Source organism: Synechococcus sp. 8F6 (genome assembly GCF_002252665.1).
Lineage (GTDB): Bacteria > Cyanobacteriota > Cyanobacteriia > PCC-6307 > Cyanobiaceae > Cyanobium_A.
This window is the reverse complement of record NZ_NQKZ01000011.1, coordinates 54,755-77,604: the sequence shown is the minus strand read 5'-3', so window position 1 is coordinate 77,604 and position 22,850 is coordinate 54,755. Positions and strand designations below refer to the sequence as shown.

General features: G+C 67.5%; 27 protein-coding genes. 13 read left to right on the top strand and 14 right to left on the bottom strand.

Annotated elements, in window-relative coordinates; translation table 11 throughout:
- Positions 1-73: 73 nt before the first annotated feature.
- The 4 genes from CJZ78_RS09630 to CJZ78_RS09615 all read right to left on the bottom strand — a co-directional run bounded on the left by CJZ78_RS09630 (position 74) and on the right by CJZ78_RS09615 (position 2,410).
- Positions 74-349 carry a sulfatase-like hydrolase/transferase gene (locus CJZ78_RS09630; protein ID WP_233128646.1) on the bottom strand — a complete coding sequence of 92 codons (276 nt, stop codon included), beginning with the start codon at positions 347-349 and terminating at the stop codon, positions 74-76.
- A 172-nt stretch (positions 350-521) separates the two neighbouring features.
- The gene (locus CJZ78_RS09625; RefSeq protein ID WP_094561067.1) at positions 522-1,358 is read right to left on the bottom strand and encodes a bile acid:sodium symporter family protein; all 837 of its coding nucleotides are present in this window, start codon (positions 1,356-1,358) and stop codon (positions 522-524) included.
- Positions 1,359-1,406: 48 nt separating this feature from the next.
- Positions 1,407-1,787: a YidH family protein gene (locus tag CJZ78_RS09620; RefSeq protein ID WP_094561065.1), complete on the bottom strand. Its 381-nt coding sequence runs from the start codon at positions 1,785-1,787 to the stop codon at positions 1,407-1,409.
- A gap of 182 nt (positions 1,788-1,969) precedes the next feature.
- Positions 1,970-2,410: a Fur family transcriptional regulator gene (locus CJZ78_RS09615; RefSeq protein WP_233128644.1), complete on the bottom strand. Its 441-nt coding sequence runs from the start codon at positions 2,408-2,410 to the stop codon at positions 1,970-1,972.
- Positions 2,411-2,564: 154 nt separating this feature from the next.
- Here CJZ78_RS09615 and CJZ78_RS09610 point away from each other — a divergent pair, with 154 nt between their 5' ends.
- Positions 2,565-3,611, top strand: a complete 1,047-nt coding sequence (locus CJZ78_RS09610) for a methyltransferase domain-containing protein (RefSeq protein WP_094561063.1) — start codon at positions 2,565-2,567, stop codon at positions 3,609-3,611.
- On the opposite strand, the gene CJZ78_RS09605 is transcribed toward CJZ78_RS09610, so the two are convergent.
- Genes CJZ78_RS09605 through CJZ78_RS09590 form a run of 4 tightly spaced genes read right to left on the bottom strand, consistent with a single transcriptional unit; the run spans position 3,594 to position 7,306 of the window.
- Positions 3,594-4,619, bottom strand: a complete 1,026-nt coding sequence (locus CJZ78_RS09605; protein WP_094561061.1) for a lysylphosphatidylglycerol synthase domain-containing protein — start codon at positions 4,617-4,619, stop codon at positions 3,594-3,596. The two genes, CJZ78_RS09610 and CJZ78_RS09605, sit on opposite strands and share 18 nt — an antisense overlap.
- Positions 4,619-5,845: a LarC family nickel insertion protein gene (locus tag CJZ78_RS09600; RefSeq protein WP_094561059.1), complete on the bottom strand. Its 1,227-nt coding sequence runs from the start codon at positions 5,843-5,845 to the stop codon at positions 4,619-4,621. Before CJZ78_RS09600 ends, CJZ78_RS09605 begins: the two co-directional genes overlap by 1 nt.
- Positions 5,846-6,490, bottom strand: a complete 645-nt coding sequence (locus CJZ78_RS09595) for a hypothetical protein (protein ID WP_094561083.1) — start codon at positions 6,488-6,490, stop codon at positions 5,846-5,848. It lies immediately after the preceding gene.
- 51 nt (positions 6,491-6,541) lie between these two features.
- Positions 6,542-7,306 carry a hypothetical protein gene (locus tag CJZ78_RS09590; RefSeq protein ID WP_094561057.1) on the bottom strand — a complete coding sequence of 255 codons (765 nt, stop codon included), beginning with the start codon at positions 7,304-7,306 and terminating at the stop codon, positions 6,542-6,544.
- Between the two features lie 71 nt (positions 7,307-7,377).
- Between CJZ78_RS09590 and CJZ78_RS09585 the strand changes: the two genes are divergently transcribed.
- Entirely contained in the window at positions 7,378-8,217 is an 840-nt protein-coding gene (locus CJZ78_RS09585; protein ID WP_143592893.1) for a hypothetical protein, read from the top strand.
- Here the strand turns inward: CJZ78_RS09585 and CJZ78_RS09580 are convergent.
- The gene (locus CJZ78_RS09580) at positions 8,147-8,437 is read right to left on the bottom strand and encodes a hypothetical protein (RefSeq protein ID WP_233128642.1); all 291 of its coding nucleotides are present in this window, start codon (positions 8,435-8,437) and stop codon (positions 8,147-8,149) included. The two genes, CJZ78_RS09585 and CJZ78_RS09580, sit on opposite strands and share 71 nt — an antisense overlap.
- A gap of 135 nt (positions 8,438-8,572) precedes the next feature.
- On the opposite strand from CJZ78_RS09580, the gene xth reads away from it, so the two are divergent.
- On the top strand, positions 8,573-9,421 hold the full coding sequence (xth, locus tag CJZ78_RS09575) for an exodeoxyribonuclease III (RefSeq protein WP_094561053.1): 849 nt from the start codon (positions 8,573-8,575) through the stop codon (positions 9,419-9,421).
- A 12-nt stretch (positions 9,422-9,433) separates the two neighbouring features.
- Here xth and CJZ78_RS09570 read toward each other — a convergent pair whose 3' ends face one another.
- Positions 9,434-10,846, bottom strand: a complete 1,413-nt coding sequence (locus tag CJZ78_RS09570; protein ID WP_369802045.1) for an FAD-linked oxidase C-terminal domain-containing protein — start codon at positions 10,844-10,846, stop codon at positions 9,434-9,436.
- A gap of 141 nt (positions 10,847-10,987) precedes the next feature.
- Between CJZ78_RS09570 and hemL the strand changes: the two genes are divergently transcribed.
- The 6 genes from hemL to CJZ78_RS09540 are packed head-to-tail and all read left to right on the top strand — an operon-like array spanning position 10,988 to position 16,911.
- Complete coding sequence (gene hemL / locus CJZ78_RS09565; RefSeq protein WP_094561049.1) at positions 10,988-12,304, top strand: glutamate-1-semialdehyde 2,1-aminomutase; 1,317 nt, start codon at positions 10,988-10,990, stop codon at positions 12,302-12,304.
- Between the two features lies 1 nt (position 12,305).
- Positions 12,306-13,553, top strand: coding sequence for an ABC transporter substrate-binding protein (locus CJZ78_RS09560; RefSeq protein ID WP_094561047.1), 1,248 nt, complete (start codon positions 12,306-12,308; stop codon positions 13,551-13,553).
- Positions 13,550-14,491, top strand: a complete 942-nt coding sequence (locus tag CJZ78_RS09555; protein WP_094561045.1) for a branched-chain amino acid ABC transporter permease — start codon at positions 13,550-13,552, stop codon at positions 14,489-14,491. Before CJZ78_RS09560 ends, CJZ78_RS09555 begins: the two co-directional genes overlap by 4 nt.
- Positions 14,492-14,504: 13 nt before the next feature.
- Positions 14,505-15,419: a branched-chain amino acid ABC transporter permease gene (locus CJZ78_RS09550; RefSeq protein WP_233128640.1), complete on the top strand. Its 915-nt coding sequence runs from the start codon at positions 14,505-14,507 to the stop codon at positions 15,417-15,419.
- Positions 15,416-16,195: an ABC transporter ATP-binding protein gene (locus tag CJZ78_RS09545; protein ID WP_094561041.1), complete on the top strand. Its 780-nt coding sequence runs from the start codon at positions 15,416-15,418 to the stop codon at positions 16,193-16,195. The genes CJZ78_RS09550 and CJZ78_RS09545 overlap by 4 nt, the downstream gene beginning before the upstream one ends.
- The gene (locus CJZ78_RS09540) at positions 16,192-16,911 is read left to right on the top strand and encodes an ABC transporter ATP-binding protein (RefSeq protein WP_094561039.1); all 720 of its coding nucleotides are present in this window, start codon (positions 16,192-16,194) and stop codon (positions 16,909-16,911) included. The genes CJZ78_RS09545 and CJZ78_RS09540 overlap by 4 nt, the downstream gene beginning before the upstream one ends.
- Positions 16,912-16,935: 24 nt before the next feature.
- Here the strand turns inward: CJZ78_RS09540 and CJZ78_RS09535 are convergent, their stop codons facing one another.
- Positions 16,936-17,190, bottom strand: a complete 255-nt coding sequence (locus tag CJZ78_RS09535) for a Nif11-like leader peptide family natural product precursor (RefSeq protein WP_143592892.1) — start codon at positions 17,188-17,190, stop codon at positions 16,936-16,938.
- An 80-nt stretch (positions 17,191-17,270) separates the two neighbouring features.
- Between CJZ78_RS09535 and CJZ78_RS09530 the strand changes: the two genes are divergently transcribed.
- A complete protein-coding gene (locus tag CJZ78_RS09530; protein WP_094561081.1) occupies positions 17,271-18,641 on the top strand; it encodes an NAD(P)/FAD-dependent oxidoreductase in 1,371 nt (456 codons plus the stop codon).
- On the opposite strand, the gene CJZ78_RS09525 is transcribed toward CJZ78_RS09530, so the two are convergent.
- From CJZ78_RS09525 to CJZ78_RS09515, 3 genes are read right to left on the bottom strand one after another with little or no spacing between them, the layout of a single operon-like run.
- Positions 18,574-19,371, bottom strand: coding sequence for a potassium channel family protein (locus tag CJZ78_RS09525; protein WP_094561035.1), 798 nt, complete (start codon positions 19,369-19,371; stop codon positions 18,574-18,576). The two genes, CJZ78_RS09530 and CJZ78_RS09525, sit on opposite strands and share 68 nt — an antisense overlap.
- Entirely contained in the window at positions 19,371-20,081 is a 711-nt protein-coding gene (locus CJZ78_RS09520) for a hypothetical protein (RefSeq protein ID WP_094561033.1), read from the bottom strand. The genes CJZ78_RS09525 and CJZ78_RS09520 overlap by 1 nt, the downstream gene beginning before the upstream one ends.
- A 26-nt stretch (positions 20,082-20,107) precedes the next feature.
- Positions 20,108-20,923, bottom strand: a complete 816-nt coding sequence (locus tag CJZ78_RS09515) for an SDR family NAD(P)-dependent oxidoreductase (RefSeq protein ID WP_094561031.1) — start codon at positions 20,921-20,923, stop codon at positions 20,108-20,110.
- 111 nt (positions 20,924-21,034) lie between these two features.
- Between CJZ78_RS09515 and CJZ78_RS09510 the strand changes: the two genes are divergently transcribed.
- From CJZ78_RS09510 to CJZ78_RS09500, 3 genes are read left to right on the top strand one after another with little or no spacing between them, the layout of a single operon-like run.
- A complete protein-coding gene (locus tag CJZ78_RS09510; RefSeq protein ID WP_094561029.1) occupies positions 21,035-21,457 on the top strand; it encodes a Rid family detoxifying hydrolase in 423 nt (140 codons plus the stop codon).
- A 12-nt stretch (positions 21,458-21,469) separates the two neighbouring features.
- The gene (locus tag CJZ78_RS09505; RefSeq protein WP_094561027.1) at positions 21,470-21,925 is read left to right on the top strand and encodes a hypothetical protein; all 456 of its coding nucleotides are present in this window, start codon (positions 21,470-21,472) and stop codon (positions 21,923-21,925) included.
- Entirely contained in the window at positions 21,922-22,839 is a 918-nt protein-coding gene (locus CJZ78_RS09500) for an SMP-30/gluconolactonase/LRE family protein (RefSeq protein ID WP_233128639.1), read from the top strand. The genes CJZ78_RS09505 and CJZ78_RS09500 overlap by 4 nt, the downstream gene beginning before the upstream one ends.
- The last annotated feature ends 11 nt before the right edge of the window (positions 22,840-22,850 follow it).

Genomic DNA, 22,850 nt, shown 5'->3' with positions numbered 1-22,850 from the left:
ACTGGCCGGGATCCGCTCCTCGATCGACACGTAGGAGAACAGAGAGCCGCTGCGCTCCCGGTGACCTCGCATCTCAGGTGGGCAGTTGGCCCATTGTTGCGCGGGCTGGGTTTTTCAGCAAACTCTTAGAGAGGCCGGTGCGGTACACGCTCTGACCGGTGATGAAGGCGGCTCGGCCGGCAGTGCAGCTCTGCTCGGCGTAGTAGTGGATAAACTTGGCGCCTTCTTTGGCCACCCGGTCGATGTTGGGGGTCTCATACCCCATCAGCCCGTGGCTATAGCAGCTGAGGTTGCTCTGGCCGATGTCATCGCCCCAGAGAATGAGAATGTTGGGCTTTCCGTTGGGCATGGGAGTGAGAGGAGGCAACTGCACCTCCTCGAAGGATGGTGATAGGCACTTCCGACTGCAGCAGATTCGTGCACTTCTTCACACCCAATTTCAAAGAGAAAAACATTGGCGCGAACGCTAAACTTCGGCGCAAACCGCAAAGCCATCGATGGGTGGATTGGGTCTGGCCCGATCAGGCCTGCCGCAGCCGTTGCCAATGCAAAAACGGAATCGAGAGCAGCACAGTGATGAGTAAATACATCAGGATGCCCAGCTTTACCGCAGGCACCTCCGGGGCATACGTTCCAGCCAGCAGGAGCGCCAGGCCGGGATTGCGCATCGAGGTCACCAAGGCCAGGGTGACCCGCTGCTGAGGATCCCGATCGGCCAGGCCATAGCCCAACGCCAAGCTGATCAACACCAAGGCCCCCATCACGGGTAGGGCCACAAGATTGGCGCCGACATAGGTGGTCAATAGCGGTGCCGTCTTGGCCAACACCACCAGCACCAGGAGCAGCAACAGCACATTGGCGATCCGATCAAGGGGTGCCTCCAGGCGACTGGCCCACTGGGGCGCAAAGCGCCGCAGCAGCAGTCCAAGCAGGAGCGGCACCAGCTGGGCCAGCGCCACCTGGCCTGCCACATGGCGCGCCTCAATCGCCCAACCGGACACCCCGAAGATGCGGGTGATCAGGATCGCCACCAGGGCGGCCCCCACCTGAAGCAGGGCCGCCAGGGAGCGATCGCCCCCCTGCTTGCCAGCCTTGCGCAGCAGCAACGGTGCACTCGGACTCACCGCCATCAGGGCGATGGCAAAACGGGCAGGCTGGGACAGGCTCAGGGTGGCCGGCCACAGCAGCAACGCAACCGCCGCCAGGGGCACCAGCACGCAAGTACCCAGCAGACCTCGCAGCAACACGCCGCGCTGCTGCTGCCAGCGGCTGAAGCCATCCAGTGGCAGGCCTACCCCCAGGGCAAACATGATCGTGAACAGGGTGGCCGGAACCAATACAGACGGGGAAGGAGCCATCGACACAGAACGCGAGCGGTGGAAATCAAGCGGCTGAAACGGGTGGACTCAGCTGTTGGAGCGCACCGTGATCAGCACGAGTGCCACCACACCGATCAGGGTGATAAGAACCGCGGTGGCCGCCGCCAGCTGAGGCTTGTTGCGGTAGACGTAGTCGTCGTGCTGGAGACGGCGCAATTCCCGGCGGTATTGCACCGTGGCGCCCGCCATTGACAGCACGCCGGTGATCATGAAAGCCGCCGCCACCAATTGCACGCCGCGTTCCACCTGAACGCCGTTGTCCGCCGTGGCGCGATCAATGGCGGCAATGATCTTGTCGAGACCGAACCCGAAACTGATCAACGACAGACAGGTGCGAATCCAAGCCATCAAGGTGCGCTCCGCCGCATCACGGTTGCGCTGCTTGGCCAGTTCGTTGGTGAGGTTCATCAGTGCCGCTCCGCCACGGCGCCGAGCAGGCGACTGGGATGGGCCCGCGGAGAACAACTGACCGATCCAGGCATTGCCGTGGATGCACGCAGGACCCTCAGGCTAAGGAGGGCGCCTGAGAGCGTCAGCCTCGCTGGCGCTTTTGCAAAGAGCTGCGCGCGGATCAGCGCGCACGCGCGGCCCTATTCCTCCGCCGCACAACTGGGGCAGAGGGCCCGCACATTGAGCACACACTCCAGCAGGCGAAAACGATGGTGCACGGCGGCCTGTTCGCCGGCCTGGAGCACCTCGGCGTTCTCAAACTCTTCGGTGCGGCCGCAGCGCACACACACGAGGTGGTGATGGTCGCGGTGGGCATCGCTGGCGAGCTCAAAGCGACGCCCCCCCTCGGGCAGCTCCAATTCCTGCAACAACCCTATCGAGCTCAGCAGCCGCAGGGTGCGATACACGGTGGCCAGAGACACCCGCTCCTCACTGCGCAGCAGGCGCTGGTGCACCTCTTCGGCGCCCAGATGGCTGCCCTCACCGATGCGCTCAAACAGGGCCAGCACGCGCTGGCGCTGGGGGGTCAGCCGCTGGCCACGATCGTGGAGACTGTTGCGCAGGCTGGGTTCGGCGGGCAACGCAGCATCCTCAGGCTTCTCAACAATAAACACAGTTGCGAAGAGATGCCATGGGGTGCAGGGCCCGGGTGATGGCCCTCGATCGGGCCTGCGCCCTCCCCACTCCCCAACCGGCGCAGGCAGACTGAACCATTCCCACCGGTCGCGCGCCGCCATGCCCACCCAAGCCGCCGTTCAGGCCTATTACGGCCAGGAGCTGAGCTGCACGGCCGACCTGAAAACCAGCGCCTGTTGCGATGCCGATGCGGTGCCCGACTGGCTACGGCCCCTGCTGGCCCGCATCCACCCGGATGTGCTGGCCCGCTACTACGGCTGCGGGCTGATCTGTCCGCCGCTGCTGGAGGGCTGTCGCGTCCTCGACCTGGGGAGTGGTTCCGGCCGCGACGTCTACGCCCTGGCCCAGTTGGTGGGACCCTCCGGCTCGGTGGTGGGGGTCGACATGACCGCGGAGCAACTGGCGGTGGCCCGGGAGCACTTGGCCTTCCATGCCGAGCAATTCGGCTACGCCAATGTGTCGTTCCTCGAGGGCACCATCGAAGCGCTCGACCAGCTACCCCTGGAGCCTGGCAGTTTCGATGTGGTGGTGAGCAACTGTGTGCTCAACCTCTCCACCGAAAAAGCCGCGGTGCTGCGGGGTGTCAAACGGCTGCTCAAGCCGGGCGGCGAGATGTATTTCTCCGACGTCTACGTGGATCGGCGCCTACCGGAGGCGGTGCGGCGCGATCCAGTGCTCTATGGCGAATGCCTCGGCGGCGCCCTCTACTGGAACGACTTTTTGCGCCTGGCCCGCGAGGCCGGCTTCATCGACCCGCGGCTGGTGGCCGATCGCGAGATCCAGATCACCGACCCGGCCCTGGCACCGCTGGTGGGCGAAGCCCGCTTCTTCTCGGCCACCTATCGCCTCTTTCACATCGCCGAGCTGGAAGATGCCTGCGAAGACCATGGCCAAGCGGTGATCTACCGGGGCACGATTCCCCATCACCCCCATCGCTTCGACCTCGATGGCCACCACGCCATCGAGACCGGGCGCGTGTTCCCGGTGTGCGGCAACACATTCCGGATGCTGCAGGCCACGCGCTTCGCCCCCCACTTCAGCTTCATCGGCGACTTCAGCCGCCACTACGGTCTGTTCCCCGGCTGTGGCAGCAGCCTGCCCTTCGGCACAACGGGCGACGGGCAGGCCTCAGGGAGCTGTTGCTGAGCTCTGGGGCAGCCGCGGCCGATCCAGCCGGGCCGTGAGCGCCGCCAACAGATCGGCGAGCGTCACCACCAGCCGGTAGCTGATCGCGATCGCCAGCAGGGGCGCCTCAGGAATCGCAAAACCCAGGCGCAGCAGCAGCACCGCCTCAAACACCCCAAGGCCGCCGGGGGCCCCGGGCACCACCAGTCCGGCGGTCCAGGCCACCGCGAAACCCGCGAGCCAGCCGCCCCAGCCGAGGCTGTAGGAGAGGTCGAAGGCCTGCACGCAGCAGGCGAAACCGGCAAAGCGCAGCAGCACAAAGCCCAGCTGCACCAGCAGGAGGGGCCAGGGATAGGCGCGAATGGGTGGTGCCCCTGCGGCGGTTTCGCTGTCCATCCCCAGCTCCGGTGCCCTACGGCGCTCCAGGCGGCTGAGCACCGGGTTGAGCCAGCGGGGCATGAGCAGCGCCAGGGGCAGCCAACAGAGCAGGGCCAGGCCGTGTTGCCAGCCGCCAGCTGCCACCAGCGCCAAGGCCGCCACCGCCGCCACGAGGGGATCGAGCAGCACCGCCGCCAGGGCCAGCCCCCCCGTTGCAGGCGCCTGCAACGGGGCCTCAGCGCTGCGCAGCAGCTGCACCCGGCTGGTGAGGTGCCAAATGCCACCGGGCAAATACTTGCGCAGGTTGGTGTCGAGGTAGGCGCGCACCAGCTCTGGCCAACGGGGGCGCTGCCCCAGCCAGCGCAGCACCACCCCCAGGGCCAGCCCGTTGGCAGCCAGGCTCAGCAGGCTGACGCCCACCCCGAGCAGCAACCACAGCCATCCCTGGCCGTCGAGGCTGAGCTGGAGCAGCTGGCGGCCGTGGCCCGCCAGGGCCGCCAACAGGAACCCGAAGCTCAGCAAGCTGATCCACAGCTTTACGCCCCCGGGAACAGGCGGCAGGCCCCCCAACCAGTCCCCCAGTCCGGCAGCCAGACGCGCCAGCCCACCCCGGCAGCGCTGAACCAGAGCGTGGAACGAAGGCGGAAGCATCAAGGCTGGGGAGGGGGGAGGGAGTCGAGGGCCGATTGCACCATGGCCCGCACCTGATCGATCCCCAGTGTGTGCTGGCGCGCCAGGGCGACCAGGTCGTCGTGTTCTGCTTTGCTGCGCCAGCGCCCATCGGGCAGCTGGGCCTGCTTGACCCGCACCGGCCCCAGGGGCGTGGCCAACTCCAGACTGCGGCGCTGCAGCGCCCAGCGGCTCTGCAGCTGCTCCCGCACCCCCAGGGTGGTGCTGTGCCGCCACCACACCGCCCGCAACCCCTCAGCCCGCTCCGGTGGCACCAGGGCCGTGAGCAGCTGAGCCGCCCGCCCCTTCTTCATGGCGATCGGCTGGCTGAACACCTCCACAGCCCCGCCCCGACGCAGCTCTTCGCTCAGGAAGGCGAGATCTTCGGGCGTGGCGTCGTCGATCTGGGCCTGCTGCAGGAGCACGGTTTCAAGCTGGGGGGTGCTCTGGTGCTGGTGGGTACTGGAATCAAACCTGCCGCCATCGGCCAGGCTGAGCCGCAGCAGGTTGGGGCGGTTCAAGGTCCTTGAGCCCAGCCCCACCCCCACCTGACGGGGCACATGGGTCGGGGGCTGGCCAAAGCGCGTGGCCCAGCAGGCCGCCAGGGCAAGGCCCGTGGGGGTGGTGAGTTCCCCGGGGGGAAAGCCCCTGGCCGAAGCCAAAGGAATCGCCCGCAAGCGGGCCAGCTCCAGCACGGCAGGCGCCGGCAGGGGCAGGGTGCCGTGGGCGGTAGCCACCTCGCCGTGGCCCGCCGGCGGCGGGCTGCACACCAGCTCTCCCACGCCGAAGTGCAGCAGGCCAGCACACACGCCTACCACGTCCACCAGGGCATCGAGGGCTCCCACCTCGTGAAAGTGCACCTGCTCGGGGCTATGGCCATGCACCGCCGCCTCTGCCGCCGCCAGCAAACCAAACACCTCCAGCACCCGCTGCTTCAGCGGCACCGGCCAGGGGGCCGCCTGCAGCTGACCGCGCAGCTCGCCCCAATGGCGATGGGGCGGCTGCGGCTCCAGGCTCACCACCGCCAGGTGCAAACCGCGCAGGCCTCCGCTGCGGCGCTCCTCCTGCTCCAGCCGATAGGCCTCGGCCAGGCCCAGGGCCGCCAGGGGACGATGGATCTCCGCCTCGGGCAGCCCCAGATCCAGTAGGGCCGCCAGCAGCATGTTGCCGGCCAGACCGGTGGGCGCATCCAGCAGCGCCAGCGTCATTCAGGCCTCTCCGGCCTGGGAGCGCCCTAGCCGCGGGGCCAGGGCCAGCAGGGCTTCGGCCTCCGCCTGCAACTCCACCTGGAGGCTCCGCAGGTGCTGCTCCACCTCACGGCGGGCCCGGCGCTGTTCCCGTTGGGCCGACTCCACATCGTGGCCGGAGAGGCCCCAGAGCCGGCCCAGCAGGGCGCGATCGTCGGAGCCGCCAACGCTCTGGCCATAGATCAGCTGCTCGGCCACCATGCCCGCCTGCAGCACCCGGCTCCAGCGGCGCAGCTCTTCAGGGGGCAACTTGGCGTGGGCCGGCGGCTCCAGCTCGGTGCTGCCGCTGGTGTTGAGGCCGGCGCGCAGGCAAGCCAAGGAACCCACCAGCACCTGCCGCACTGGCATCGCCTCCTGCCGTGCCACCAACAGGTGGCCGGCCTCATGAATGGCAATCCGCCGCAGCCTCGCCTGCCCCCCCGGCAGGGCCTCGGCCAGCACATGGCCGCCACGGCCGCCGAAGCGGGCTGCATCCAGGGTGAGGCCGCCCATGCCGACGGCGACCACTCCGGTGATCAGCCAGGGCGACAGCCCCAGGGCCGGCCCCAGGATGGCCGCCAAACTCACCAGGGCCACGGCGAGGCCAGCCGCCAGGGGTTTGGTCATGGCTGGTTGCTCATGACTGGTGGGTTGTGGTTGGCGGCCCCGATCGTTCACCTAGGGCGCCGGCCGGCTGACGGCACTGTTGCGCTGCCCGCCGGTGTGACCACCACCCTGGCTGGCCGCGGGGGGACGCCCCTTGCCACCTTTGCCACCCTTGTTGGCCGAGCCCCCATCGCGGCGCCCCTTGCCACCCCGGTTGCCCCGCTGGGCCACCGGACCGATCACCTCAAAGCTCTCCATCTGGAGCAGCTGACCCTGACGGCGCAGGTTGAGGGCCACGAAGTGGCGCAGGTGCTCCAGGGGCAGCTCCCCCTTGAGTTGCAGCTTGAAGGGCACCGGCTTGCTGCCATCGGGGCGGGGCATCACCCGCACCTTCACCACCAGGTCGCCGGTCTCGGGCCGGGTGTAAATCAGCTCGCCCCTCACCGAGAAGTAGTCGTCGCCTTCCGGCAGGGCATCGGCAGCGCTCTCGGTTGCGACTGGCTTCGTCGAAGCCACCTCCTCAGCAGGCGCCTCGGTCTCCTCGCCGGCAGCCAGGGTGCTGGGCTCCCAGACACCCACCATTTGCAGGTGCAGCCCCTCCTCCTCGCGAGAGCGGGGATATACCACCCACAGATGGGGTTCCTCCAGGTTGAGATGGCGCCGCATCAGGGTGAGCAGGCGGCCCAGCACAACAGCCTCAAGCTCGGTGCCATCCGCAGTGCGAATCACCCCGCGGGTGAGCTGCTCAGCGTCGGTCGGCACGTACACGCCACGCACCACGCCAATGGCCCGGTACTGCGTGGGTTCGGTGACCGGAGAAATCGGGTGTTCGCGCATGAGCCCAACATTAATTGGCCCTAGGTCGAGGGACGCGGGGCAGACTGGACATCCCCGCATCCCCTGCGCCGATGCCGCCCGCTCCTGACCGCTCCGGCATCTGGATAGGGGCGGCCGCAGCCGGATTCGGAGCCCTGTGCATCGCCGGTGGCTGGTGGTTGGGCCAGCTGCAAAGCGGAGCCACTGGAATCGATGCCAGCCGCCAGGGCTTGGAGCGCCAGGCTTCCGGGCTGCAGCAGCGCCTCGACCAGGGCGAGGCCAGCGAGGCCGAGCAGCAGCGCCTGCTGGAGCTGCTGGTGGCCCTCAACCGCAAGGCGGAAGCCACGGCGCTGCTGGAGCAGCTGGCCGATCAGCGACCCCAGCAGTGGTCGCTGCGGTTGCTGTTGGCGGAACTACGCCGCGACCAACAGGACCGCAGCGGCGCCGAACGGGAGGTGCGGCAACTGCTCAATCTGCGGCCCGACCAGATCGAAGGCCTGCAATTGATGGCCCTGCTGCAGCTGGAAACCGGGCGGGGCGCCCAGGCCCAGAGCCAGCTGGAGGCCGCCCTGACGCGGGCCAGCAAACCCCAACTCAAACCAGAGGCCCTGCCCATCGGCCTGCTGCTGGCCAACGTGCTGCACAAGCGCAGCCAACCCAGCCAGGCCGAATCCCTGCTGCTGAAGCTGGCGGCGAGCTTTCCGACCGACCAGCGCCCGCTGCTGGCGCGGGCCATGCTGCAGCAGGAACGGGGCGACACCAAGGGCGCCCAGGAGTCGTTGGCCCTGGCCCGGGCCCGCAAGCCTGGCCCCAGCGACCCGCAGCTGGATCAGGTGGCCGCCGCCTGGGGCCTGGCGCCACTCAAGGCCCCTTCACCGTCGCTGCCGGCGAAGCCGACGCCGGCGGCGACGGCTGGGAGTGAAAATCCCTAAGGGCGGCATCCACCGCATCACCCGGCTGGGTGGCGTCGTCCATGGCCGTGGCCCGACGCAGCTTGTTCATCAGGTCGATCGGATTGGCAGAATCCAGCACCGATCCACCCCGAGCGGGGCCGGTGCCGTAATCGAGCTCCCGTTGCTGCTGGGGGCTGCTGATGGTTTGGCCGTAGCCCTTCTCCTGGGCCAGGGCGGATTCAGCTCCGGTGACCAGCAAAACGCTGGCTCCCAAAAGGCTTGCAGTGGAAAATCCCAAAACCGTGCCGATCAAAACAGGGAAGCGCACAGCAGGCATGGTGGGCACCTCTCCGGATTGCTCGGATACTCATCTTAGTTGCGCCTCTTCAGGCCCATGCGGATCGCCACTTGGAACGTCAACTCCGTGCGCACCCGCCTGGATCAGGTGCTGGCCTGGTTGGAGCAGGAACGGCCCGACGTGCTCTGCCTGCAGGAAACCAAGGTGACCGATGAGCTGTTTCCCCAGCAGGCCTTCGAGGCCCTGGGCTACAGCGCGGCAATCAGCGGCCAGAAGGCCTACAACGGCGTCGCCATCCTCAGCCGCCTGCCCCTCGAGAACGTGCAGATCGGCTTGGACGCCCTGTTGCCCAACGACCCGGAGGCCCCGGGACTGAGCGAGCAGAAACGGGTGATCAGTGCCCTGATCGACGGCATCCGGGTTCTGAATCTCTATGTGCCCAACGGCAGCTCCCTCACCAGCGAGAAATACGCCTACAAGCTGGAGTGGCTGGCCTGCCTGCAGCGCTATCTAGACGCACAGGACCAGCAGGGCGATCCGCTCTGCATGGTGGGCGACTTCAACATCGGCCCCGAGGCCCGCGACATTCACGATCCCGATCGCCTCAGCGGCGGCATCATGGCCAGCGACGCCGAGCGCACGGCCCTGCAGGCGGCGCTGGGTGAGCGGCTCAGCGACGTGTTCCGGGTGTTCGAGCCCGAGAGCGGCCACTGGAGCTGGTGGGACTACCGCACCGGCGCCTGGGACCGGGACCGGGGCTGGCGGATCGACCACATCTACCTCTCCGAGGAGCTGATGGACTGCGCCACCGGCTGCGTAATCCACAAGGCCACCCGGGGCAACGAACAACCCAGCGACCACGCGCCGGTGGTGGTCAACCTGGTGTGGCCACCCGAAGACGACGAGGGCGACGAAGACGACAACGAAAACGACAACGCGCTCTAGCGGCGGCGGCGCTCAGAACACCGGCAGGTGAGCCAGGGCCTCGTCGGCGCTGCGTCGCCGTGCCGACTCGCCGCAGCTGCGGGGAGTGGGGAAGATCTTGCCGGGGTTGGCCAAGCCGTGCGGATCAAAGGCCAGGCGCACCAGCTTCATGGTGGCCAGGTCGTCGGGGCTATACATCCAGTCGAGATAGCAGCGTTTGTCTGCACCCACGCCGTGCTCGCCGGTGATGCTGCCGCCGGCATCCACGCACAGCCGCAGGATTGCGGCGCCGAGGGCCTGCACCCGCTCCTGAATGCCGGGCTCCTGGCTCGAATAGAGGATCAGCGGGTGGAGGTTGCCGTCGCCGGCATGGAACACGTTGGCCACCGGCAATCCGTGGCTGGCGCTGAGCTCCTCGATTGCCGCCAGCACCCGGGGCAGGGCGCTGCGGGGTACGACGCCGTCCTGGAGGTAGTAGCTGGGAAAGCGGCGCCCTAGGGCGGAGATCGCCGACTTGCGGCCCTTCCACAGCAGGGCCCGCTCCTGCTCATCGGTGGCCTGGCGCACGGTGCGGGCCCCCGCCTGGTGACAGAGCTCGGTGGCCAGCTCCACCGCCGCCGTCACCTCCCGCTCCTGCCCGTCCAGCTCGATCAGCAGCAGCGCCGCCGCATCACGGGGGTATTCATCCACACCGAAGTAATCGTTCACCGCCTCAATCGTGAGGCGATCCATCATTTCCATGCCCGCGGGCAACATCCCTGCCGCGGTGACCAGTCGCACCGCTTCTCCTGCCGCTTCCATGCTGGTGAAATCGGCGAGCAGCACCGCCACGCTCTGGGGAGCCCGCAGCAGCCGCAGGGTGATCGCCGTGGCGATACCCAGGGTGCCCTCACTACCGATGAAGGCACCGCGCAGGTCGAGCTCGGGGGTTTCGTCGAGCGCGCTGCCCAGGGTGGTGACGCTGCCATCGGGCAACACAACCTCCAGCTCCAGCACGTGGTTGCTGGTGACGCCGTACTTGAGGCAGTGCACGCCGCCGGAATTTTCAGCCACGTTGCCGCCGATGCTGCAGGCCACCTGGCTGGAGGGGTCAGGGGCGTAATAGAAGCCATCGCCGGCCACCGCCCGCGTCACCCAGCTGTTGATCACGCCGGGCTGCACCGTGATGCGGCGGTTGACGAGATCCAGCGCCAGCACCTGGCGCATGCGGCTGGTGACAATCACCAGGGCCTCGGTTTCAGCCACGGCGCCGCCGGAAAGGCCGGTGCCGCTGCCCCGGGCCACAAACGGCACCCCCTGCTGGTGGCAGAGCCGCACCACAGCAGCCACCTGATCTGTCGTCTCCGGAAGCACCACCAGGCGCGGCTGGTGGCGGGTCAGGGTGAGGCCGTCGCAGTCGTAGGCCAGCAGCTCCTGGCGGGCCGACACCACGGCACGGGAGGGCAACAACCGCCGCAGGTGCCGCTCCAGCTCTGGCCAGTTGACGCTCAGGAGATCCGTAGCAAGCCCCCTGAACTTACCGAGGAAGCACAGGGGCCGGTTTTAGGTCAGGATGGTTGGCGGTTTTCACCCTCCGCGGATCCCGCCTTGACCTCGGCTCCTGTTTCGGCTCCTGTGCATCACACCACCCGGTCCCAGGAACTCTTCAGTGCTGCCCAGAAGCTGATGCCAGGCGGCGTGAGCTCACCGGTGCGGGCCTTCCGCTCCGTGGGCGGTCAGCCGATCGTGTTTGACCGGGTCAAGGGTGCCTACGCCTGGGACGTGGACAGCAACCGCTACATCGACTACATCGGCAGCTGGGGGCCCGCCATCTGCGGCCATGCCCACCCTGAGGTGATCGCCGCCCTGCATGCCGCCCTCGACAAGGGCACCAGCTTCGGCGCCCCCTGCGAGCTGGAGAACACCCTTGCCGCCATGGTGATCGACGCGGTGCCGTCGGTGGAGATGGTGCGCTTCGTGAACAGCGGCACCGAAGCCTGCATGTCGGTGCTGCGTCTGATGCGCGCTTTCACCGGCCGCGAAAAGATCATCAAGTTCGAGGGCTGCTACCACGGCCACGCCGACATGTTCCTGGTGAAGGCCGGCTCCGGGGTGGCCACCCTGGGCCTGCCGGATTCGCCGGGCGTGCCGCGCACCACCGCCGCCAGCACCCTCACGGCCCCCTACAACGACCTCGAAGCGGTCAAGCAGCTGTTCGCTGAGAACCCCGGTGAGATCGCCGGCGTGATCCTCGAGCCCGTGGTGGGCAACGCCGGCTTCATAACCCCCGAGCCAGGCTTCCTGGAGGGCATCCGGGAGCTCACCAAAGACAACGGCGCCCTGCTGGTGTTCGACGAGGTGATGACCGGTTTCCGCATCAGTTACGGCGGCGCCCAGGCCAAGTTTGGGATCACCCCTGATCTCACCACGATGGGCAAGGTGATCGGTGGCGGCCTGCCGGTGGGCGCCTACGGCGGCCGGGCCGACATCATGAGCATGGTGGCCCCGGCCGGCCCGATGTATCAGGCCGGCACCCTGAGCGGCAACCCCCTGGCCATGACCGCCGGCATCAAAACCCTGGAACTGCTCAAGCAGCCCGGCACCTACGAGCGCCTCGACGCGATCACCAAGCGTCTGATCGCCGGAATCCTCGAGGCCGCCAGCAGCGCCGGCCTGCCGATCACCGGCGGGTCGATCAGCGCCATGTTTGGCTTCTTCCTGTGCGAGGGCCCGGTGCACAACTTCGAAGACGCCAAGGCCGCCGACACAGCCCGCTTCGGCAAGCTGCACCGCGCCATGCTCGAGCGCGGCGTGTATCTGGCCCCCAGCGCCTTCGAGGCCGGCTTCACATCCCTGGCCCACTCCGACGAAGACATCGACGCCACGATTGCAGCCTTCCGGGAGTGCTTCGCGGCGGTTGCGTGAGATGCAGGGCCGCCTGCGCGGAGCCCTGAGGCTGGCAACCCTACTGGCCGCCGGCATCGGCGCCCTCGCCTGGCTGGGCCGCAACACCGATCCAGCCGCCAAGCCCCTGCCCGCAGGCCCGCTCACCCTCGGGGCCGCCATTGCCTTCACCGGCAACGCCAACCTCTACGGCCAGGACCAGCGCATGGGTCTGGCCGTGGCCGAGCGCTGGGCCCAGCAGGCTGAAGCCCCTTCGCGACCGGTGCAGCTGCAACTGGAGGACGGTGCCTCCGATGAGCCCAGCGCCATTGCCGCCTTCAACCTGCTGATCCGCAAGGGGGTGATCGCCCTGATCGGTCCCACCCTCTCCCAGCAGGCCTTCGCGGCCGATCCAATCGCCCAGCGCCAGGGGGTGCCGGTGGTAGCCCCCTCCAACACCGCCCAAGGGATCCCCGAGATCGGCCATTTCATTAGCCGCGTGTCGGCCCAGAGCTCGGTGATCGCGCCGCTCTCGCTGGATGAGGCCCTGCGCCGCGACCCCAGCATCAAGCGCGTGGCGGTGTTCTACGCCCAGGACGACGCCTACAGCACCGCCGAGGTGGCCATCTTCCAGAAAGCCCTCGCCGCCCGCGGGCTCACCCCTGTGACAGTGCAGCGCACCCAGCTGGCCGACAACGACTTCCAGACACCGATCACCTCCGCTCTGCCGCTGAAGCCCCAGCTGGTGGTGCTGTCAGTGCAGGCGGTGGCCGGCGGCAACCTGATCCGCCAGCTGCGCGAGCTGGGCTACCGCGGCCAGATCGTGGTGGGCAACGGCCTCAACACGCCGAACATCTATCCGATCTGTCAGCGCTGGTGCGACGGCATCCTGATCGCCCAGGCCTATAGCCCCGAGCTCAACACGCCGATCAACCGCCGCTTCCTGCAACTCTTTCAACAAGCCCACGGCGATCGGCCTCCGCCGCAGATCACCGCCCAGGCCTTTGCCGCCTACCAGGTGCTGTTTGAAGCCATCCAGCGGCTGGAGCGCAAAGGCGGGCTCACGGGCGTGACCCTCGGCCAGGCCCGCGCCAACCTGATGACCGAACTGCTCAACGGCACCTACGACACGCCACTGGGCCCGATCGGCTTCAGCCCCGAGGGTGAGGTGTTGCAGGATCGCTTTTATGTGGCCGAAGTGCGCATGGCCCCCGGCGGCCGCGACGGGCGCTTTGCCCTGGTGCGCGAGCGCACACTCACGGAAATCCAAGGGCAGGAGAGCAAGCCGTGATCGAAGCCCTGCTGCAACTCCTGCTCAACGGCGCTGCCAGCGGTGGCGTGTATGCCCTGGTGGCCCTGGGCTACACGCTGGTGTTCTCGGTGCTCGGGGTGATCAACTTCGCCCAGGGCGCCCTGTTTTCCGTGGGGGGCTATCTCACGTTTTTATTGATGGGCGGCAAGATCGGCGTCAACGGCGCCCTGCCGGGCTGGGGGTTGCCGAGCGGGTTGCCCTTCTGGTTGGCGCTGCTGCTGGCGGCGGCTGGCTCGGGCCTGATCGGCCTGCTGGTGGAGCAGGTGGCCTTCGCGCCGCTGCGACGCCGCAACGCCGAGCCCCTGCTGGCCCTGATCACCAGCCTCGGCGCTGGCGTGGTGCTGGTGAACCTGCTGCAACTGCTGATGGGGGCCGAGGGCTACGCCTTCCCCCAGAGCACCGATGCCCTGGCCGGGCTGCCGGATGTGCTGGTGATCGGCGGCGCCCGCATCCGCACCATCCAGCTGTTGCTGCTGCTGATCTCCGCCGCCGCCGTGCTCGTGCTCAGCCTCTGGCTGGAGCGCAGCAAGGGCGGCCGAGCCCTGCGGGCCGTGGCGGAAGACGCCACAACCGCCCAGCTGCTCGGCATCCCCAGCGCGGCGATGGTGCGGCTGGCGTTCTTTCTCAGTGGTGCTCTGGCGGGGCTGGGCGGCGGCCTGATCGGCGTGAGCGTGAGCCTGCCGGGCCCCTACTTCGGCATCAGCTACGGACTCAAGGGGCTGGCGGTGCTGGTGCTGGGCGGGCTGGGCAGCGTGCCCGGCGCGATCGCCGGCGGGCTGCTGATGGGCCTAGCAGAAGCGCTGGTGCCCAGTGCGGCCTCCGGTTGGCGCGATGCCCTGGCCTTCGCGATTCTGTTTGCGGTGCTGCTGCTGCGCCCCAGCGGTCTGCTGGGCCGCCGCACGGTGGAGAAGGTGTGAGGAGGGCCGCCCCGTGATCGACAACGGCCTGCTGGTGCAGATGCTGCTGGGCGCCCTGCTCGGCCTTTCGGTGTACCTGCCGCTGGCGGCAGGGCAGCTGTCGCTGGCCACGCCAGCCTTCTATGCGGTGGGCGGCACCCTGGCGGCTCTGCTCTCCACCCGCTGGAGCGCCCTCGGGGCCACCGCCTCTGGCGGGTTTCCGGTGCCCTCGTTGCTGCTGGAGCTGGTGCTGGGGGGCCTGCTGGCCGGGCTGCTGGCCCTGCTGGTGGGGCGGCTGGTGCTGCGGCTGCAGGGGATCTACCTGGCCATTGCCACCATCGCCCTGGTGGAGATCGTGAGGGTGGCGATCCTGAATCTGCCCTTCACCGGCGGAGCGGTGGGGATCTTCGCCATCCCCCAGCCCTTCGCCACCGCCGCCGGCTACCTGCTGCCGGCCCTGGCCCTGCTGGCGCTGGCGGGCTGGCTCTGCCAGCGGCTGGAGGGGATGCCCCTGGGCCGTGCCATGGCCGCCATCCGCGACGACGAACTGGCCGCCCGCTGCATGGGCATCGACACCACCCGGGTGAAGCTCACCGCCTTCGTGCTCAGCGCTGTGCTGGCCGGCAGCACCGGCGCCCTGGCCGCCCACTTCCTCAACACCTGGAATGCCCGCCAGGGCTCCTTCGACGCCAGCATCACCACCTTGGCCTTTGTGATCCTGGGCGGCTCGCGCACCTGGCTGGGCCCGGTGGTGGGCGGCCTGCTGCTCACGGCCCTGCCGGAGCTGCTGCGGCCCGTGGGCGATGTGCGCCTGGTGCTGTTCGGCCTGGTGATCCTGCTGGGGCCGGTGCTGGCCCCCCAAGGGCTGATCACCCCGGGGCTGCTGGAGCGGCTGGGCCGCTGGGGCGAGCGCCGTGGTGGTAGCCCAGCCGAGGAGGTCAAACCATGAGCCAGCCACTGCTGGAGGTGATGGATCTGAGCCGCCGCTTCGGCGGCCTGCTGGCCCTCGATCGGGTGAACTTCGCCGTGCAACCCGGTGAGATCTTTGGACTGATCGGCCCCAACGGCGCCGGCAAAACCACCCTGTTCAATCTGATCTCGGGCGTCACACCGCCCAGCAGTGGCGCGGTGCTCTGGCGCGGCGGCGCCATCACCGGCCAAGCGCCCCATCGACTCAACCGCCTGGGCCTGGCCCGCACCTTCCAGAACCTGCGCCTGTTCGAGGGCCTCTCGGTGCTGGACAACCTGCTGGTGGCCCTGCAGCGCCGCCCGCGCAGCAGCGTCATCGGGGGGGTGCTCAACAGTGCCAACCACCAGCACGCCGAACGCCAGCGGCTGGACACGGCCTGGCAGCTGTTGGAGGAGCTCGGGCTCAGCGCCCTGGCCGAACGGCAGGCGGGCACCCTGGCCTATGGCGATCGGCGCCGGCTGGAGATGGCCCGGGCCCTCGCCACGCGCCCCGAGTTGCTGCTGCTCGATGAGCCCGCCGCCGGCCTCAACCCCGCCGAAAAAGACCAGCTCTGCGAGCTGATCGGCGCGCTGCGCCAGCGCCACCAGCTCACCGTGATGATCATTGAGCACCACGTGCCGCTGCTGATGCGCCTGTGCGACCGCCTGGCCGTGCTGGATTTCGGCGTGCGGATTGCCCTGGGCACGCCCGCGGAGGTGCGCCGCGACCCCCAGGTGATCGAGGCATACCTCGGCACTGGAGGCAGTGCCTCATGAGCACGCCGCTGCTGCAACTGCGGGGCTTGCGCGTGCGCTACGGCAGCGTGCAGGCCCTCAGCGGCATCGATCTGACCGTGCACCAGGGCGAGCTGGTGACCCTGCTGGGCTCCAACGGCGCCGGCAAGAGCACCACCCTGCTGGCCATCTCGGCCCTGGTGCCGGCCAGCGCAGGGCAGATCCTCTGGCGCGGCGCTTCACTGGCGGGGGTGCCCGCCCATCGCCTGCTGAAGCTGGGCATCGGCCACTGCCCCGAGGGCCGGCGGGTGCTCGGTCGTCAAAGCGTGGCCGACAACCTGATCCTGGGCGCCTACCTCCGCCGTGATCGCGCCGGCATCGCCGCCGACCTGGAGCGCTGCTACGGCCTGTTCCCGCGGCTGGCAGAGCGCCGCCAGCAGCTGGCCGGAGCCCTCTCCGGCGGCGAACAGCAGATGCTGGCGATTGCCCGGGCGCTGATGGGCCGGCCCGCGCTGCTGATGCTGGATGAACCCAGCCTGGGGCTCGCACCCAAGCTGGTGGGCGAGGTGATGCAGGTGCTGGCACAACTCCACCAGGACGGCCTCACCCTGCTGCTGGTGGAGCAGAACGCCCAGGCGGCCCTGGAGATCGCCGACCGAGGCTATGTGCTCGAAGCCGGCCAGCTGACCCTGGAGGGGCCCGCGCGCGAATTGCTGGCCAACCCGAGCCTCAGAGCGGCCTACCTGGGCGCGCCGTAAAGGTCGCGCCCAAGCAGGTTGTCGTCACTCGTTATCGCTGGCACCAAAGCAATGCATCAGCGCATCGCCCCAGCTGTTGATCCCGGCGAGCTCATGGTCCTTGGCGCTGCCCAGGGCCTTGGCGTGCTCGCGCAGCAGCACGGTTTTGTCGATGGCGTGGCCATGCTCCGAGGCGAGGGCAACGATGTCATCAACCCCGGCAGCGGCATGCAGCTTGTCGCGCAGGGCGACGTCATCAGCCACGCGGGCCACAAAAGCCTGGATCGATGCAACAGACATGTCGGTGTCCACAATCAGCCCACCTCTAGCAGGCCAAACCGGCCCGGGATCGATACCTTGAAGCCACTGTTTTGGGAATGATGGCCCGCGAACGCTTCTTCCTGGAACTCGAGCCCCCCGATCAGAGGCTGAAAACCCTTCCCCATGTGGTGATCGTGGGCGGCGGCTTCGCCGGGCTCAAGGCCTGCCACGCCCTGATCAATCAACCGGTGCGGGTCACCCTGGTTGACAAGCGCAACTTCAACCTGTTCCAGCCGCTGCTCTACCAGGTGGCCACAGGGCTGGTGTCGGAGGGCGACGTGGCCTCGCCGCTGCGCCAAATGGTGGGCCAGGCCCCGAATGTGCAGGTGCTGCTGGGTGAGGTCAAGGAAATCGACACCCAGGCGAACCAGATTGTCTTCAACGACCGCCAACTGGCCTACGACCACCTGATCCTGGCGGCGGGCTCCGGCAGCAGCTACTTCGGCCACGACGAGTGGCGCGAGTCGGCGCCGCCGATGAAGATCCTCGAGCACGCCGATGAGATCCGCCGCCGGGTGCTGCTGGCCCTTGAAGAAGCCGAGCAAACCCCCGATCCGGCCCGGCGGGCCTTTCTGCAATCGGCCGTCGTCGTGGGGGGCGGGCCCTCGGGCTGCGAACTCTCCGGCTCCCTGATGGAGCTGATGGCCCATGCCCTGGGCCGCGACTTCAAGCAGCTGGATCCTCGCCTGTGCAAGGTCACCCTGGTGGACCCGGGCGACCGGGTGCTGCGGGCCATGGACCCCAGCCTGTCGGCAGCCGCCGGCAGCTACCTGCAGTCGGCCGGGGTGGAGCTGCTGCTGGGCGGGCGGGTGCAAACGATCGAGGCCGGCAAGGTGGTGGTGAACACCGCCGACGGCCCCCGCAACCTGGAGGCCGCCACCATCTGCTGGACCGCCGGCGTGCGGGCCTCCCATCTGGGCCAGGTGCTGGCCGATGCCAGCGGTTGCACCGTCGACAGGGGCGGCCGTGTGGTGGTGGAGCCCGACTTCTCGGTGCCGAGCCATCCGGAAATCCGGGTGATCGGCGACCTCTGCGCCTACAGCCACACAGCTGACGGCAAACCTCTACCCGGCATGGCCGGGCCCGCCGTGCAGATGGGTGGCTGGGTGGCAGCCGACATCGTGGCCCAGATCCAGGGCCGCTCCCACAAGGCGTTTGCGTTCACCGATTTCGGCACGATGGCGGTGCTTGGTCCACTCCATGCCGTCGCCGACCTCCGCGGCCTCAAGGTGAGCGGCCTGCCGGGCTGGATTCTCTGGGGCCTGGCCCACCTGATGTTCATGCCCGCCAATGAAAATCGATTGACCCTGCTCACCAAATGGTTGTGGGCGATCGCCACCCGTCAACGGGCCTCGATGCTGATCACGGGCCGTCCGAATCAGCACCTGAACGTGGAGGTGGGGCTGGAGGAGCAGACTCTCGCTCCGTGAGCAGGGCCTGCTCCTCCTCACTCTGCAGGGTGTAGCGGCTGATCAACAGACCCATCACGATCGCCAGATACAGCGGGCCACAGATGCTGAGCGCCACACTCGCCATCTGGGCCGGTGGGGTGCCTGGAATGATGTCGCCGTAGCCAACGGTGGTGAGGCTGACGAACGCGAAGTAGTGGATTCGGGTGAAGTCGAGGCTCCACACCTGCAGCCCCGCGGCATTCAGAGGCAGCTGACTGAGCACCAGCTCCCGCCCTCCTTGCGACTCGTTAAGAAAACTGCCCGGCGCCACCGTTTCCATCACGCCAAACAGCAACCCACCACTAATAACGAGCAACAGGTAGCCCGCCACCGCACCCGACAGCACGGGCATGCCGATGCGGGTTTCCTGGGCCAGGCAGATCAGCAGCCGTTTGAGGCTCCAAAAGATGAAGAGCGTGATCACCAGCAACACCGGAAATCCAACGAACGCAAAGGTGGTGGGGCTGGCCATCCAGATGAGCTGAAAGACAATCCCGGCCAGGCCGCTCCAGCGGTAGAGGGTGTCGCTCCAGTGGCGCCGGGTTTGGTGTGGGCGAACGGGCTGGCCCAATTCAACGGCCAACAGCCCGATCAGCACGGCCGTACCGGACAGCGCCAGACGGCGGAACGGATAGGGCAACGGCATGGAGGCCATCACCAGCAGGGACACCACAAACACATGGCGATAAAAGCGGTGGCGGCGCCGCATCAGGCCCTCCAGCGGAAACGTCCAAGAATCAGGCCAATCAAAATGGCCACATAGAGCTGGCCCACCACGGTGATCACTGTGGTCACCACCTGACCGGCCACATGGCTGGTCTTGAGCACCGTGGTGCCGATGGTGGTGAGCATGGTGAAGGAGGCCGCCATCAGCGCTGGGGCTACCGCCACGTTCGCCCCCGACGACGGCAGTACCGGCGGCAGGGACGTGAGGTCGAACGCTGCCGGATGCAGCACCCACAGGGCCGTGAGCAGCAGCCCCCCCGCCAGCCCCACCAGCAGATAGCCCGATGCTGCCCCCATCACCACCGACACCGTCACAAACGGCTCGCGGATCAGGGTCTTGACCTTGCGGATCACCGCAAGCAACAGAAAGACCAGCCACACGATGACGTGGGGGATGGTGAACGCACGGCCCAGCAGCGGCATCCCATTCAGGGCGACATGCCAGACCACTTCAAGAGCGATCGCCAGTCCACCGAGGCCATAGATCAGCGGACGGGTTTGGCGCAGCGGTGAATAACGGCTCACAAACACCATCAACACCAACGCCAGCACGATCAACATCGCTGACAGCAGCCAGAGATGAACCTGCGCCAGTGGCAACAGCAGCAGCAGGGCCACCTCCACCGCCAGGGTGATCAGATAGCCCCGATGCCGGTTGCGCAGTCGCGAGATGTCGGCTCGTGTCAGGCGCATCCTGACCTCTCCGGTTCAGCGGCAGCTCACAGACCCGGGCTGCTCTGCATGATGCCGCCGTCGGCGAAGATCGTGGTGGCCGTGATGTAGCTGGCGGCATCGCTGGCCAGGAAACCCACCACCCGAGCGATCTCCTCGGGCTGGGCCATCCGCCCCAAGGGAATGGCCGCATCGAGCTTGGCCAGCAACTCCGGATTGTTCATGGTGGAGTCGTTGATCGGCGTGGCCACGGCGCCGGGGCCCACATTCACCATCGTGATGCCATGGGAAGCCAGTTCCAGCGCGGCGGTACGCGTCAGCATGCGCACCCCTCCCTTGGCACAGCAATAAGGAGTGTTCTCCGGCATGGGCCAGTCCTCGTGCACCGAGGAGATGTTGATGATCCGGCCGCCGCCGCCTTGGGCAATCATCTGCTTGGCGGCGTACTGACAGGCAAAGAAGACACCGCGCAAATTGACGTTAAGTACCTTGTCGAAATCATCGGGTGTGGTGTTGAGGATCGAGGTGCGGGTCTCGACGCCGGCATTGTTCACCATCACATCGAGGCGGCCGTATTTGTCGACTGCCGCCTGCACCAGCCGCTGCAAATCATCCAGGTTCGACACATCAGCCTGAACGCCAAAGCTGCTGCCCCCATAGCTGCCGATTTCGCGCTCCAGCCCCTCTGTCGCCTCTGGATGGGAGCGGTAGTCGATCACCACCTTGGCGCCGAGTTCAGCCAGGTTTTCCACGATCGCCTTGCCGATGCCGCTGTTGCCACCGGTCACGATGGCCACCTTGCCCTGCAGGAAAGTGGAGAGGCTCTGGCCAGCCAGGGGATTGGTGCTGGAGCTGGCAGTCATGGAAGGAATCGGTGGAATGGTTGCAGGGTAAGCAGCTCGGCGCGCTCGCGCCGCAGGCTGAAACACGTCCATCACAAGTGGGTGACAGAAGGAGCGCCTTCACTACGGTGAATGGCACACCGACCGCTCACCATGACCCCGCTTGCTCGCAGGGCGATTCACAGTGATCGATTCCCGAAGCCTGTGGCCTCCTACAGCCAGGGATTCCAGGTGGGCAACACGTTGTTCATCACCGGTCAGTTGCCGGTGGATCCGCTCACCAGCAACAAGGTTGGCGACGGCGACATCACCCTGGAAGCCCGGCAGGTGATGCGCAACATGATGGCGGTGCTGGAGGAGGCGGGGTTCTCGGCCGGAGATGTGGTGAGTGCCGTCGTCTACCTCACCGACATCGACACGCTCGACACCGTGGATGCCGTCTGGCAGGAGTTCTTCACCGACCCCCAGGCCTACCCGTCGCGGGCCGTGGTGGAGGTGTCAGCCCTGGTGCTGGGCATCCAGCTGGAAATCTCCGCCATCGCCATCAAAGACTGATCGTCACCTCCCATGCCGGATCCCAACCAGCCAGCCTCGCTGCCCTACTGGCACCTCTGGACCGACGACAACGGCATCAGCCGGCAGACCCTCTGCACCATGGCTCCGTACACCCTGGGGGTGCTGGGTCCGAATGACTCCCCCCAGTGGAGCCTGGACCTGATCAAGGAAGGCAATGCCTTTCTCACCCTGCTGCCGGTGGGCTGGACTGCCGACTGGCACGAAAACCACATCCCCAAGTGGATCTACGTGTTGCGCGGCAGCTGGTCGGTGGAAAGCATGGATGGCCAGAAGCAGGTGTTCGGCCCCGGGGAGTTCTCCTTCGGCGGCGACCAGCAATGCATCGCCATCGCTTCGGGAGCCAAGGGTCATCTCTCGGCCCAGGTGGGCGATGAACCCTGTCTGCAGCTGATCATTCAGCGCAACGACAACCTATGGACCGGGGTGCGGCCCGGCTATTTCGCGTGAGCCAACCCTCTGAATGCACGGTGAGCTTCGATCGGCGCTTCGACGCGCTGGTGCTGTTCAACGCCGATCTGGAGTTGCTGGCCGACGGCTTTCGCTGGGTGGAGGGCCCGGTGTGGTTCGGCGACCACAACTGTCTCCTGTTCAGTGACATCCCCAACAACCGCACCATGCGCTGGAGCCCCGAGCACGGGGTGAGCGTGTTTCGGGAACCCTCCGATTACGGCAACGGTCAGATCCGTGATCGCCAGGGCCGCCTGATCACCTGCCACCACGCCAGCCGCTGCCTCACGCGCCTGGAGACCGATGGCACGGTCACCATGCTGGCCAACCAGGCCCATGGCAAGCGCCTCAACGCCCCCAACGATGTCGTCGTGAAGCGCGACGGTTCGATCTGGTTCAGCGATCCCCTCTATGGGCTGCTCAACGACTACGAAGGCGGTCGCCAACCGTCGGAGCAACCACCCGCCCTCTACCGCCTCGATCCCAGCACCGGTGCAGTCACCGTGATGGCCAGCGACTTCGATGGCCCCAATGGCCTCGCCTTCTCGCCGGATGAGCGCAAGTTGTACGTGGCTGAATCGGGCGCCGCTGGCGTCGCCGAACCGCGGCAGTACATCCGGGTTTTTGATGTAGCTGCAGACGGCCGCAGCCTCTCTGGTGGGGAGATCTTCCACAAGGTCACCCCTGGCTGGGCCGACGGTTTCCGCGTCGACGAACACGGCAACCTCTGGTGCGGTGCCGCCGACGGGGTGCACTGCATCGCCCCAGATGGCACCCTGCTGGGCAAGGTGTTGGTACCCCACCGGGTCTCCAACCTCTGCTTCGGCGATCGGCACCACAGCCGCCTGTTCCTGTGCGCCTCCAAGGCGATCTACGCCCTGTTCACCAATACCCGTGGCGCCCAGGCGCCCTGACGTTCTTCCCC

Excerpts from the sequence above, each read along its gene's own strand:
- CJZ78_RS09630 (WP_233128646.1), bottom strand. The coding sequence starts at position 349 with ATGCCCAACGGAAAGCCCAACATTCTCATTCTCTGGGGCGATGACATC.
- CJZ78_RS09625 (WP_094561067.1), bottom strand. The coding sequence starts at position 1,358 with ATGGCTCCTTCCCCGTCTGTATTGGTTCCGGCCACCCTGTTCACGATC.
- CJZ78_RS09620 (WP_094561065.1), bottom strand. The coding sequence starts at position 1,787 with ATGAACCTCACCAACGAACTGGCCAAGCAGCGCAACCGTGATGCGGCG.
- CJZ78_RS09610 (WP_094561063.1), top strand. The coding sequence starts at position 2,565 with ATGCCCACCCAAGCCGCCGTTCAGGCCTATTACGGCCAGGAGCTGAGC.
- CJZ78_RS09605 (WP_094561061.1), bottom strand. The coding sequence starts at position 4,619 with ATGCTTCCGCCTTCGTTCCACGCTCTGGTTCAGCGCTGCCGGGGTGGG.
- CJZ78_RS09600 (WP_094561059.1), bottom strand. The coding sequence starts at position 5,845 with ATGACGCTGGCGCTGCTGGATGCGCCCACCGGTCTGGCCGGCAACATG.
- CJZ78_RS09595 (WP_094561083.1), bottom strand. The coding sequence starts at position 6,490 with ATGACCAAACCCCTGGCGGCTGGCCTCGCCGTGGCCCTGGTGAGTTTG.
- CJZ78_RS09590 (WP_094561057.1), bottom strand. The coding sequence starts at position 7,306 with ATGCGCGAACACCCGATTTCTCCGGTCACCGAACCCACGCAGTACCGG.
- CJZ78_RS09585 (WP_143592893.1), top strand. The coding sequence starts at position 7,378 with ATGCCGCCCGCTCCTGACCGCTCCGGCATCTGGATAGGGGCGGCCGCA.
- xth (WP_094561053.1), top strand. The coding sequence starts at position 8,573 with ATGCGGATCGCCACTTGGAACGTCAACTCCGTGCGCACCCGCCTGGAT.
- CJZ78_RS09560 (WP_094561047.1), top strand. The coding sequence starts at position 12,306 with ATGCAGGGCCGCCTGCGCGGAGCCCTGAGGCTGGCAACCCTACTGGCC.
- CJZ78_RS09545 (WP_094561041.1), top strand. The coding sequence starts at position 15,416 with ATGAGCCAGCCACTGCTGGAGGTGATGGATCTGAGCCGCCGCTTCGGC.
- CJZ78_RS09540 (WP_094561039.1), top strand. The coding sequence starts at position 16,192 with ATGAGCACGCCGCTGCTGCAACTGCGGGGCTTGCGCGTGCGCTACGGC.
- CJZ78_RS09535 (WP_143592892.1), bottom strand. The coding sequence starts at position 17,190 with ATGTCTGTTGCATCGATCCAGGCTTTTGTGGCCCGCGTGGCTGATGAC.
- CJZ78_RS09530 (WP_094561081.1), top strand. The coding sequence starts at position 17,271 with ATGGCCCGCGAACGCTTCTTCCTGGAACTCGAGCCCCCCGATCAGAGG.
- CJZ78_RS09525 (WP_094561035.1), bottom strand. The coding sequence starts at position 19,371 with ATGCGGCGCCGCCACCGCTTTTATCGCCATGTGTTTGTGGTGTCCCTG.
- CJZ78_RS09520 (WP_094561033.1), bottom strand. The coding sequence starts at position 20,081 with ATGCGCCTGACACGAGCCGACATCTCGCGACTGCGCAACCGGCATCGG.
- CJZ78_RS09515 (WP_094561031.1), bottom strand. The coding sequence starts at position 20,923 with ATGACTGCCAGCTCCAGCACCAATCCCCTGGCTGGCCAGAGCCTCTCC.
- CJZ78_RS09510 (WP_094561029.1), top strand. The coding sequence starts at position 21,035 with ATGGCACACCGACCGCTCACCATGACCCCGCTTGCTCGCAGGGCGATT.
- CJZ78_RS09505 (WP_094561027.1), top strand. The coding sequence starts at position 21,470 with ATGCCGGATCCCAACCAGCCAGCCTCGCTGCCCTACTGGCACCTCTGG.